The organism is Mesorhizobium sp. M1E.F.Ca.ET.041.01.1.1 (genome assembly GCF_003997355.1).
Classification (GTDB): Bacteria; Pseudomonadota; Alphaproteobacteria; order Rhizobiales; family Rhizobiaceae; genus Mesorhizobium.
In genome coordinates this window covers 1-11,195 of the sequence record NZ_RZSL01000162.1, presented here as the reverse complement: position 1 = coordinate 11,195, position 11,195 = coordinate 1, and the positions used below count along the sequence as shown (strand labels likewise).

The window sequence follows — 11,195 nt, the reverse complement described above, 5'->3', positions numbered from 1 at the left end:
CCTATCGCATGACCATGGATGTCATCCGCGCGGACGAGCGCGTGAAAGCAGCCATTGGCGACGATATGACCGACAATTTCTGGATCGGGGGCCACATCAATGTCGAAGCGAGCGGGACGGGAGATGCCCAATTCGGCATTCCGATCCATTGCGCCAGGGGCAAGGGAACCGTGTTCTCGCACCTTGTCCGCAACGCCGGCCAATGGAGCATGCGTCTGCTCGTGGTGCGGATCGACGGCGTCGATGCGCCGATCGTGCTGAAGAATGAAGATCACGTGCCGATCCCGAACGCGGCGATCGGGATATAGCTGCACCGCAAAACGCAAAAACCGCGCTCCAAGGGGAACGCGGCTTTGCCAGATACGCATGGCGTTTCGCTACGAGCGACTTGCGAAACTTACGGGCTCCGGTACGCGAGACCTGATCCGGAGCGCCGGGCGGTTGCGATGTCCGCCTCGCAGTCCGTTTTAAAGGCACATCGTTACCGGTGAGTTATCGAGACCTTAAGCAAATCTAAATTTGCCGGCTGTCTGTCAAAGAATGGCACTAATAATCATTTGAAAGCAGTAGCTTAGGTTCGATCGCCGCGCAGGAAATTAATAATGCCGGAAAAATCGGCGCCGGCATTCCCTTGGGCGTTGAACAGCGCGTAGAGCTGCGTCGCCTCGGCGCCCAAAGGCGTCACTGCGCCTGCGCCCTGCGCGGCTTCCTGCGACAGTTTCAGGTCCTTCAGCATCAGCGCAGCGGCAAAGCCCGGCTTGTAGTCGCGGTTCGCGGGTGAAGCCGGAACGGGACCGGGCACCGGGCAGTAGGTGGTGAGCGACCAGCATTGGCCGGAAGAGGTGGAGGCCACATCGAACAGCGCCTGATGCGACAGGCCAAGCTTCTCGGCCAGCACGAAGGCCTCGGCGACGCCGATCATCGAGATGCCGAGGATCATGTTGTTGCAGATCTTGGCGGCCTGGCCGGCGCCGTCGCCGCCGCAATGGACGATGCGGCCGGCCATCGGCTTCAGGATCGGTTCGGCGGCGGCAAAAGCCTCGTTGGATCCGCCGGCCATGAAGGTCAGCGTGCCGGCGGTGGCGCCGCCGGTGCCGCCTGAGACAGGCGCGTCGATCGAGGGCAGGCCGTGCCTGGCTGCAATCGCATGCGCCTTGCGCGCCGATTCGACATCGATGGTCGAGGAATCGATCAGCAATGCGCCTTTCTTTGCCTTCGACGCGATGTCCTCATAAACCGACAGCACATGCTTGCCGGCGGGAAGCATGGTGATGACCACATCGGCGTCCTTCACCGCGGCGACGGCGTTCGCCATCACTGTCACGCCGTGTTCTTTCGCGACTGTAAGATTCTCGGGCACGAGGTCGAAGCCCAGCACCGCATGGCCCGCCTTGACCAGATTGGCGGCCATTGGATTGCCCATGTTGCCGAGGCCGATGAAGGCAATGGTGGTCATTGTTTCCTCCCGAAAATGTCTGCTTTCAGCGGCCTATCAGCGTGCGTGCGATGATGACGCGCATGATCTCGTTGGTGCCTTCGAGGATCTGGTGGACGCGCAGATCCCGCACCAGCTTCTCGATGCCGTAATCGTGCAGATAGCCGTAGCCGCCATGCAGTTGCAGCGCTTCGTTAGCAACGTTGAAGCCGATGTCGGTGACGAAGCGCTTGGCCATCGCCGACCATTTGCCGGCATCGGGCGCCTTGCGGTCGAGCTTCGAGGCGGCGGCGTAGAGAAAGATGCGGGTGGCCTGCAGCTCAGTCTCCATGTCGGCCAGCCTGAACTGCAGTGCCTGGAACTGGTTGATCTTGGAGCCGAAGGCCTTGCGCTCGCTCGTGTAGGTCAGCGCCTTGTCGAGCGCCGACTGTGCGCCGCCCAACGAGCAGGCGGCGATGTTGAGCCGGCCGCCGTCGAGCCCGGCCATGGCGATGCCGAAGCCTGCGCCTTCGGTCGCGAGCAGGTTCTCGGCCGGCACCTTGCAGTCCTCGAAGATCACCTGCCGGGTCGACTGCATGTGCCAGCCCATCTTGTGCTCGTTGGCGCCGAAGGAGAGGCCCGGCGCATCCTTGGGCACGACGAGGGTCGAGATGCCTTTCGGTCCGTCGCCGCCGGTGCGCGCCATCACGACATAGAGATCGCTGTCGCCGGCGCCCGAGATGAACTGCTTGGCGCCGTTCAAGACATAGTCGCCACCGCTTTTCACCGCCCGCGTCTTCAGCGCAGCGGCATCCGAGCCCGAGCCGGGTTCGGTCAGACAATAGCTCGCCAGCCATTCCATCGAGGTCAGCTTCGGCAGAAAGCGTTGGCGCTGCTCGTCGCTGCCGAAGCGGTCGATCATCGAGGCGGCCATGTTGTGGATCGAGATAAACGATGAGAAGGCCGGATCTGCGTGGGCCAGCGCCTCGAAGATCAGCACCGCATCGAGACGGCCGAGCGCCGAGCCGCCGACATCATCGCGGACATAGATGCCGCCGAGGCCGAGAGGTCCGGTCTCGCGGATCACATCGGCGGGGAAGTGCTTTGCCCGGTCCCAGTCCAGCGCGTTCGGCGCCACGCGGTCGGCCGCGAAGGCCTGAGCCATCTCCTGGATGGCGCGCTGCTCCTCGGTGAGTTCGAATTGGCCAGTGCCCGCATCGACTGCCGCGTCCATGGCGTGCTCCCTGTCGTTTCAGGCCTTGTGGCCTGTCGTTTTTGGCTTTGCGCAGCGACCAATCTAGACCAATGATGCCGCCGCGCAACCCGGCCTCCTGCGGACCGGCTGTGCATGGATTGATCAACGGAGCCCGGCGTGCCGACAGTTTTCGATGAGTTGCTGGACCGGTTCCACCTCTATCTCGCCTGCGTCGACAGCGATCTGGTCGCGGACGCGGTCGCGCGCATCGATTGGCACATGCCCTCTCGCCCGCTCGAACCGCGCTCGCTCGGCTGCGTACGCCATCTCGATCGCATCGCGGAGCTTGCGCCGCCGGACATGAGGCCGCTGGCGCAGTTCGCGGCCGATCACCGGAACGAGTTGCGCTGGGGGCAGACCTACACGGCCGCCGATTTCGGCCAGGCTTTCATCGACAATTACGGCTGGCTGGAGGTTTTCGGCACGCGCGGGCATTTCGTCAACGACGCGGTCGCGGCCGGCCTGCTGATCCTCGGGCCCGACATCGTCTATCCCGACCATCACCACGTTGCCGAAGAGATCTATATTCCGCTGACCGACGGAACCGAGTGGCGCATGGGTGAGGGCGACTTTCACGTTCGCGAGGCCGGCGAAGTCGTCTACCATTCATCCAATGTCAGTCACGCCATGCGCACCGGCAAGGAGCCGCTGATGGCGCTCTATGTCTGGCGCGGCGGACCGTTGGCGCAGAAGTCGACTATTGGCGGCGCCGGGGGCAGGGGCTGATGGCCAAAGCGATCATGCTGCAGGGCACCGGCTCGGATGTCGGCAAGACCGTGCTGGTGGCGGGGCTCTGCCGCGCCGCCAGAAAACGCGGACTGAAGGTCAGGCCGTTCAAGCCGCAGAACATGTCGAACAATGCCGCCGTCGCCGACATTCCCGGCGACGACAAGGCCGGCGGCGGCGAGATCGGCCGTGGGCAATGGCTGCAGGCGCTGGCCTGCGGCGTTCGGCCGACCGTGCACATGAACCCGGTGCTGCTCAAGCCGCAAAGCGATATCGGCTCGCAGGTGGTGGTGCAGGGCAAGGTGTTCGGCGAGGCGCGGGCGCGCGACTATCAGGCGATGAAGGCCCGGCTGATGGATGCGGTGCTGGAGTCCTGGGCGAAGGTCGGCGCCCTCGCCGACCTGGTCATCGTCGAAGGCGCCGGCTCGCCCGCCGAGATCAATCTCAGGAGCCGAGACATTGCCAATATGGGCTTCGCGACGCGCGCCAATGTGCCGGTGATCCTGGTCGGCGACATCGACCGCGGCGGCGTCATCGCCTCGGTCGCCGGCACGCATCTGATCCTGCCGGAGGAAGACCGGCGCATGATCGCCGGCTATCTCATCAACAAGTTCCGCGGCGATGTCTCGCTGTTCGACGACGGCATAAGCGCGATCGAGAAATTCACCGGCTGGCCGTGCTTCGGCGTGGTTCCCTGGCTGAAGGCTGCTGCGCGCCTGCCGTCGGAAGATTCGGTCGTGCTCGAGCGTCTCGCTTCCGGCGAGAAGCGCGCGCTGAAGGTGGCGGTGCCGATGCTGGCGCGCATCGCCAATTTCGACGACCTCGACCCGCTCAAGGCCGAGCCGCAGGTCGAGGTGGTGTTCGTGCCGCCGGGCAAGAAGCTGCCGGAGGACGCCGGGCTGGTGGTCATGCCCGGCTCGAAGTCGACGATCGGCGATCTGACAAGATTCCGCGAGAATGGCTGGGATCGCGATCTTGCCGCTCATCGCAAGCGCGGCGGCCATGTCGTCGGCATCTGCGGCGGCTATCAGATGCTCGGCCGCATGGTGCGCGATCCCGAAGGCATCGAAGGCAGCGTCACCGAGGCCGAAGGCCTCGGTCTGCTCGACATCGAAACGGTGATGGAGCCGGAAAAGACGGTGCGCAATTCAAGCGCCCGTTCGGTGCAGTTCGGCCTGCCGCTCGAAGGCTATGAGATCCATCTCGGCCGCACCACCGGTCCGGACACGGCGCGGCCGTCAGCGATCATCAACGGCGTCGAGGACGGCGCGGTCTCCGCCGACGGCAAGGTGATCGGAACCTACCTGCACGGGCTGTTCTCCGCCGACGCTTTCCGTGCCGCGTATTTGAAGAGCCTGGGCGTCAGCGGCGGCGGCATCGACTACCGCGCCGATGTCGAGAAGGCGCTGGACGAGGTCGCGGCGGAGCTGGAGAGGCATCTCGACTGCGACGCGATTTTCGCCCTGGCGCGATAGGCTTCTCACCAAATACGTTTGAACTTGGTGAAGACGCTCATCGGGTTCGCCATTCTATGGTCTGCGCGCGTCGCTTCGCTCCTGCTTCGCCCGTGGATGACGAAGTTGGGCTGCTTTCGCTAACCTCGAGCGCCGTCGATGAGGCCTCACGCCTTCTCGCCGGCTTTCGGCCAGTAAGTGCCGAAGGACCAGACATTGCCCTCCGGGTCGAGGCAGATGAACTCGCGGCTGCCGTAGTCACGGTCGACCAGCGCCTGGATGATTTTGGCGCCGGCCTTCTTGGCTTTGGCATAGGCGGCGTCGGCATCGTCGACGGCGACGTAGATCGACTTGCCGCCACCGCCGCCCGGCTCGCCGACCATCTTGCCGTAGTCGTCGTCGCGCGCCGTGCCCAGCATGATCATCGAGGAGGCGAAGGTCAGCTCTGCATGATGGACGATATCGCCATCGCCATAGCGGGCACGCACTTCGAAGCCGAACGCATCGCGGAGCCAGTCGATCATCTGGGCCGCGTTCCTGTAGCGTAAGGCGGGATAGATGCGAGGTGCTTCCGTTGCCGTGGGCATGACAAACTCCCTGATGACTTGATGGAAGCCAATCTCAGGCTAAAGCGTTCCGGCGTCTTGAAGAAATGTTACCTGGTCGGGGCGAGAGCCTATGCCAGCGCGGCGAGCGCGGTCGGCGTTTCGCCGGCAAGTTGGCGGAACTCGCGAACCAGATGCGCCTGGTCGGCATAGCCGCAATCGGCGGCGATGCCAGCCCAGTCATCGTCCTGCCGCTTCGACAGGGAAAGCGCGCGGTTGAAGCGCACGATGCGTGACAATGTCTTCGGGCCGATGCCGATCGCGTCGGTGAATTTGGCCGCGAGATGCTTGCGGCTCCAGCCGATCTCGCCGGCGATCGCGGAAACGCGGGTGCGGCCGCCCGATGCAATGACCGTCCTATAGGCCCAGGCGATTTCCGGCGACAACGCATTTGCCTCCGCAAGGCGGCCGGCGATGAAGCCTTCGGCTATGTCGAAGCGCGTGTCCCAATCCGACACTTCGCCGAGCCGTTCGCGCAATGCGATGCCGTCAAAGCCCAGCGCATCGTCCAACCCGACCATGCGGTCCCGCAACTCGCTCATCGGCAGGCCGAAGAATTGCCTGGCGCCCAGCGGCGTGAAATTGACCTGGACGCAGCAGGCGCCGCCGAAGGATTCGATCATGACCGGCCCGGCATAGAGGCCGGCGGCGAAGCTGGCGTAGCGGTCATTGTCGCCTGGGCTGCGGCCGAGCCCGATGGCAAAGGCCTCGGCGAAGCTGATCACCAGCGGCACGGTGAGCGAGGCATATTCCACGATGCGGAAATGGCCGGGCGATATCTCGCGGTAGCCGCAGATATCGGTGACGATGCCGGCGAGCGACGCGGCGGGTTGGCGCCGGACCATCTCGAAATGGAGGGCCGGGGACCGATTGTCTTGTCGATGGCGCTCAGTCTCGTCAGACATCGGCCGAACCTAGCAGACCATGCCCTAGAATCAAAAGCGCCCGGCAGGGCCGGGCGCTTCGAGTTGCCAGAGATCTGCGAGTCGCTATGCGCCGCGCATCAGGCAGCCGGCAGCAAGCACGATATAGGCGATGAGCATGATCCACACCGCCGCGAGAGGAATGAACGCAAGAAGGCCGAGAGCGGCGAGAAGGCCGATAATGGCGATAACCAACGAAATGATGAACACGATCTGGGTGGGTGCACTGAGATTCATGTCTGGTCCCTCCAACATGATTCGCAACACCCGAATTCTACCAGCAGGACCGTCACACACCAATCAGCTGACGTAACGGATTGGCCGGGTCGGCCAGGAGCTTGATCGCCAGCGCCACGCACACGATCACCAGCAGCGGCTTGATCAGCCGGGCGCCGATGCGGATGGCGAGGCTGGCGCCGAGGCGTGCGCCGAGGAACTGCGCCACGCCCATCATCAGACCGATCTTCCAGTAGACCACGCCGACGGCGGCGAAGACGGTGAAGCCGCCGATGTTGGAGGCGAAGTTGAGCAGCTTGGTGTGCGCCGTCGCCTTGAGCACGCCGTAACCGGCGAGCGCAACGAAGGCCAGCATGAGGAATGAGCCGGTGCCCGGGCCGAACAAACCGTCATAGAAGCCAACGGCCGGCACGACCGTCAGACCGAACAGAAACGGTGACAGGCGCTCGACACGATCCACGTCGCCCATGTTGGGCTTGAACGCGAAGTAGAGCGCAATCGCGACCAGAAGAACCGGCAGGAGGGCGCGCAGGAGGTCTCCGGGCACGACCGTCGCCAGCAGGGCGCCGATGGCGCCGCCGACCAGCGCCAGCAGCGCGGAGGGGAGTTGGCGTCGCAGATTGACCTGGCCGTTGGCGGCATAGTGGATGGTGGCCGAGCCGGAGCCGAACATGCCCTGCAGCTTGTTGGTGCCGAGCGCTGCGACCGGAGAGAAACCCGCCAGAAGCAACGCCGGAATGGTGATCAGGCCGCCGCCGCCGGCGATCGAATCGACAAAGCCCGCCGCGAAAGCGGCGGCGGTGAGTATGAGGACGGTCTGCAGGGTAAGGTCGATCATCAGGCCAAGGTCAAGGCGGGGGGAGCCGCAGCTTCCATCATGCTCGCCCAGTTTGCGCAAGACCGATTTCACGCTAACAATCAAACGGAATCGCGAAGGAAGGCTGACGGCGATGGCGCTGCTTGATCAGATACGCTCGATCTTCGAGGGCGACCCGGGGGTGCGTAAGGTGGCGGACGATCCGGTGCTGTCGGCGGAGCTTCTGATGCTGTTCCGCATGATCCTGGCGGACGGGTCGGTTTCGGAGAGCGAGATGGTCACCTTCCGGCGCATCTGCAGGGAAGCCTTCGGCATTCAAGAATCCTCGATCGACAGCGTCATCGAATATCTCAACGACTATGGCTACGAGACCAACGGCTCGCAGGCGGTCGCGCTGTTCCGCGACCTCGATGTCGAGCGGCGCAAACTGCTCGCCCGACACATGGCCGAGATCGCCAAGGCGGATTCCAAGCTGGCGGAGAGCGAGGTGAAGCTTCTGCGCCGCACGCTCGACCTGCTCGGCATCAGCCCGGTTGATTTGGTCAAGCCGGAAAGCTGAGGACCGGCGGTCGGCCGGGTCTCCGCTGCTTCGCAGCGTCCCGGCGCTCGCTGTCGGCGCGGTGCGAACCGGCTGCTCACCCTTGTTCCTGCATGCGCCGCGTGGTCGCGCGGTGAAGATCGGGCGCCGCCGCGACCAGTGCCTGCGCCGCTTCCGAGCGTGGGTTGTCGAGCACGTCGGCGGTCCGACCGCGCTCGACGATCTTGCCCTCCTGCATGACCAGCACCTCGTCCGACATGGCGCGAGCCACCGTCAGGTCGTGGGTGATGAAGAGATAGGCGATGCCGAGCTTCTGGTTGAGTTCGGCGAAGAGATCGAGGATCTGGGCGCGGATCGAGACATCCAGCGCCGAGACTGGCTCGTCGGCGACGACCAGTTTCGGGCGGGTGATGATGGCGCGGGCGATAGACAGGCGCTGGCGCTGGCCGCCCGAGAATTCATGCGGGTATTTGTCCATGTCGCGCGGACCGAGCCCGACTTCGTCGAGCGCGTGCGCGACCATCTCGCGGCGCTCGGCCCTGGTCGGCTGCTTCTCCAGAAGATGCAGCGGTTCGGCGACCAGCCTCTCGACCTTCTGGCGCGGATCGAAGGAGCCGTAGGGATCCTGGAACACCACCTGCATGTCGCGCCGTGCCGGTCTTAGCGCTGCCTCCGCCTTGCCGGTGATGGTCTCGCCGCGAAAGCGGATGGCGCCGGCCGTAGGCTTGTCCAGCGCCAGGATCATGCGGGCAAGCGTGGACTTGCCGCAGCCGGAGCGCCCGACGAGCGCCACCGACTGGGCCGGCTCGATGGTCAGCGAGACCTCGTCGACGGCGCGGATCGACGCTGCCGGTCGGAACAAGGATTTGCGTCGCCCCGGATAATCCCGGCTGACGCTCTCAACTTCGAGCAGCGGCTTGGCGGAGCCGGCAAGGTGGGTTTTCGGACGCGCCGGCACGTGCATCGAGGCTAGCGCCAGCTCGCGCGTGTAGAAGTGGAGCTGCTCCGACAGCGTGCGCGCGGTGTCGCCGGCTTCCGTCACCTCGCCGCGGCGCAGGATGGTCAGGCGGTCAGACATTTCGGTCACCACCGCCAGGTCGTGCGAAATGAGCAAAAGGCCCATGCGGTTCTCGCTGACCAGGTCGCGCAGCAGGTCGAGTATCTGCGCCTGCAGCACCACATCGAGCGCCGTCGTCGGCTCGTCGGCGATCAAGAGCTTTGGCTTGAGCGCGCAGGCGATCGCAATGACGACGCGCTGGCGCTGGCCGCCGGACAGTTCATGCGGGTAGCGCGACAGCGGGAATCTTGTCTCCGGCAGACCGACCGGTCCAGGATTTTTCGTGCGTGTTCCTCTGCCTCGGCGCGGCCAGCCTTGGTGTGCCAGCGAATGCCTTCGGCCACCTGCTCGCCGATCGTCTTGACCGGATTGAGCGCCGTCATCGGTTCCTGGAAGACCATGCCGATATCATCGCCGCGCAGCGCGCACATCTGGTCCTCGCTCGCGCCGAGGATATCGATGCCGTCGAAGGTGACGCGGCCGCTGGCTTGGGCCAGATGCGGCAGCAGCCGCATGATTGTCAGCGCCGTCATCGATTTGCCGGAGCCCGATTCGCCGACCAGACCGACCACTTCGCCGGGCGCGATCGCAAGATCGACTTCCTTCAGGATGGGCGTCCCGCCGATCGACAGCGACAGGTTCTCGATATCGAGCAGGCTCATCGCTGCCGCCGCGATTTCGGATCGAGTATGTCGGCGATGCCGTCGCCGAGCAGGTTTAGCCCCAGCACGGTGACGACGATCGCCATACCGGGAAAGATCGCCATCCAGGGCGCCGTCACCATACGCGTCTGCGCGTCGAACAGCATGCGGCCCCAACTCGGCATCGGCGGCTGCGCGCCAAGGCCGACATAGGAAAGACCGGCTTCGGCGAGGATGCCCAGCGCAAACTGGATGGTGCCCTGGACGAGCAGCAGGGTCGCGATGTTGGGCAGGATGTGCTCGACCGTGATCTCGGTCATGCCCTTGCCGGCGGCGCGCGCGGCAAGGATGAATTCGCGCGGCCAGATCGCCAGCGCGCCGGCGCGGGCGACGCGGGCGAAGACCGGGATGTTGAAGATGCCGATGGCGATGATGGCGTTGACGGCGCCGGGGCCGAAGATGGCGGTGATCATGATCGCCGAAAGCAGCGCCGGGAAGGCGAAGACGAGGTCGTTGACGCGCATCAGAGCCTCGTCGGCGATGCCGCCGCGCGCGGCGGCAAAGGCGCCGAGCGGCACGCCTACGCCCATGCCGATGCCGACCGCAACCAGCGCCACGGCAATCGAGTTGCGGGCGCCGACCATGATCATCGACAGGATGTCGCGGCCAAAATGATCGGTGCCGAACCAGTGCGCCGCCGAGGGCGCCTGCGTCTTGTCGGCGATCACCAGCCTGGTGACGTCATAGGGCGTCCAGACAAAGGAAAGCAGCGCGACCGCGGCCACCAGCAGCGTGATGACGAAGCCGATGAGGAACGAGCGGTTGCCGAAGGCCTTGGCCAGGACGCCGGCGAAGGTTTCCTCTGGCAGCTCGATGCGCATCGTCATTGCCGGCCTCTCAGCCGCGGATCGACGACCGCATAGGAGAAATCGACCAGCAGGTTGACGACGATGACGGCCGCGACCAAGAGCATGACGACGCTCTCGACGACGATCAGGTCGCGCTGGGTGATCGCCTGGAACACCAGCCGACCGAGCCCCGGCAGGTAGAAGACATTCTCGATGATAATGGTGCCGGCAAGCAGGAAGGCGAATTGCAGGCCGAGTATGGTGAGCACCGGGATCATGGCGTTGCGCAGCGCATGGCGCCAGAGCACGGCGCGGTAGGGCAGGCCCTTGGCGCGCGCGGTGCGGATATAGTCCTCGTTGAGCACCTCGATCAGCGCCGAGCGGGCGACGCGCGCCAGGATCGCGGCCTGCGGCAGCGCCAGCGCGACGGCCGGCAGCAGCAACGACTTCAGCGCTGGCCAGACGCCTGCATTCCAGCCAGGAAAACCGCCGGCCGGCACCAGCCGCAGCCACACGGCGAAGAGGTAGATCAGCATCAGCGCGAACCAGAAGTTCGGCACGGCGACGCCAAGCTGGGCTGCTCCCATGGCAAGTGTGTCGCCGGCCCGGCCTTGCCGGCTGGCGGAAAACAGCCCGACCGGAATGGCAATGACCGTCGAGAGCGCCAGCGCGATCAGCGC

General features: G+C 64.9%; 12 protein-coding genes and 1 pseudogene. 4 read left to right on the top strand and 9 right to left on the bottom strand.

Annotation, left to right across the window (positions count from 1 at the left end; genetic code table 11):
- The coding region (locus tag EOA38_RS15605; protein ID WP_245480843.1) for a cytochrome c oxidase assembly factor Coa1 family protein at nucleotides 1–308 on the top strand (308 nt) is incomplete at its 5' end.
- A 263-nt stretch (nucleotides 309–571) separates the two neighbouring features.
- Here EOA38_RS15605 and mmsB read toward each other — a convergent pair.
- Both mmsB and EOA38_RS15595 read right to left on the bottom strand, forming a co-directional pair.
- Nucleotides 572–1,456 (bottom strand): 3-hydroxyisobutyrate dehydrogenase, encoded by an 885-nt coding sequence (gene mmsB, locus EOA38_RS15600; protein ID WP_126093315.1) that lies wholly within the window; start codon nucleotides 1,454–1,456, stop codon nucleotides 572–574.
- A gap of 25 nt (nucleotides 1,457–1,481) precedes the next feature.
- A complete protein-coding gene (locus EOA38_RS15595) occupies nucleotides 1,482–2,648 on the bottom strand; it encodes an isobutyryl-CoA dehydrogenase (RefSeq protein ID WP_127299616.1) in 1,167 nt (388 codons plus the stop codon).
- Between the two features lie 138 nt (nucleotides 2,649–2,786).
- Here EOA38_RS15595 and EOA38_RS15590 point away from each other — a divergent pair, with 138 nt between their 5' ends.
- Together EOA38_RS15590 and EOA38_RS15585 are read left to right on the top strand one after the other, a co-directional pair.
- A complete protein-coding gene (locus EOA38_RS15590; RefSeq protein ID WP_127299615.1) occupies nucleotides 2,787–3,395 on the top strand; it encodes a dimethylsulfonioproprionate lyase family protein in 609 nt (202 codons plus the stop codon).
- The gene (locus tag EOA38_RS15585; protein WP_127299614.1) at nucleotides 3,395–4,870 is read left to right on the top strand and encodes a cobyric acid synthase; all 1,476 of its coding nucleotides are present in this window, start codon (nucleotides 3,395–3,397) and stop codon (nucleotides 4,868–4,870) included. The genes EOA38_RS15590 and EOA38_RS15585 overlap by 1 nt, the downstream gene beginning before the upstream one ends.
- Nucleotides 4,871–5,016: 146 nt before the next feature.
- Here EOA38_RS15585 and EOA38_RS15580 read toward each other — a convergent pair whose 3' ends face one another.
- The 4 genes from EOA38_RS15580 to EOA38_RS15565 form a co-directional block, all read right to left on the bottom strand.
- On the bottom strand, nucleotides 5,017–5,436 hold the full coding sequence (locus tag EOA38_RS15580; RefSeq protein ID WP_126093319.1) for a VOC family protein: 420 nt from the start codon (nucleotides 5,434–5,436) through the stop codon (nucleotides 5,017–5,019).
- An 89-nt stretch (nucleotides 5,437–5,525) separates the two neighbouring features.
- Nucleotides 5,526–6,359, bottom strand: a complete 834-nt coding sequence (locus EOA38_RS15575) for a helix-turn-helix transcriptional regulator (RefSeq protein WP_127299613.1) — start codon at nucleotides 6,357–6,359, stop codon at nucleotides 5,526–5,528.
- Between the two features lie 84 nt (nucleotides 6,360–6,443).
- Nucleotides 6,444–6,614, bottom strand: a complete 171-nt coding sequence (locus EOA38_RS15570; protein WP_126093321.1) for a hypothetical protein — start codon at nucleotides 6,612–6,614, stop codon at nucleotides 6,444–6,446.
- A gap of 52 nt (nucleotides 6,615–6,666) precedes the next feature.
- A complete protein-coding gene (locus EOA38_RS15565) occupies nucleotides 6,667–7,452 on the bottom strand; it encodes a TSUP family transporter (protein ID WP_126093322.1) in 786 nt (261 codons plus the stop codon).
- Nucleotides 7,453–7,564: 112 nt separating this feature from the next.
- On the opposite strand from EOA38_RS15565, the gene EOA38_RS15560 reads away from it, so the two are divergent.
- The gene (locus EOA38_RS15560) at nucleotides 7,565–7,990 is read left to right on the top strand and encodes a TerB family tellurite resistance protein (RefSeq protein WP_127299612.1); all 426 of its coding nucleotides are present in this window, start codon (nucleotides 7,565–7,567) and stop codon (nucleotides 7,988–7,990) included.
- A gap of 76 nt (nucleotides 7,991–8,066) precedes the next feature.
- Here EOA38_RS15560 and EOA38_RS15555 read toward each other — a convergent pair.
- The 3 genes and pseudogenes from EOA38_RS15555 to EOA38_RS15545 form a co-directional block, all read right to left on the bottom strand.
- A pseudogene (locus EOA38_RS15555) lies at nucleotides 8,067–9,688 on the bottom strand (dipeptide ABC transporter ATP-binding protein).
- Nucleotides 9,685–10,554 carry an ABC transporter permease gene (locus tag EOA38_RS15550; protein ID WP_126093325.1) on the bottom strand — a complete coding sequence of 290 codons (870 nt, stop codon included), beginning with the start codon at nucleotides 10,552–10,554 and terminating at the stop codon, nucleotides 9,685–9,687. The pseudogene EOA38_RS15555 and the gene EOA38_RS15550 overlap by 4 nt, the downstream one beginning before the upstream one ends.
- A partial coding sequence (locus EOA38_RS15545) for an ABC transporter permease (protein ID WP_145965974.1) occupies nucleotides 10,551–11,195 on the bottom strand: 645 nt, incomplete at its 5' end. The genes EOA38_RS15550 and EOA38_RS15545, both read right to left, overlap by 4 nt.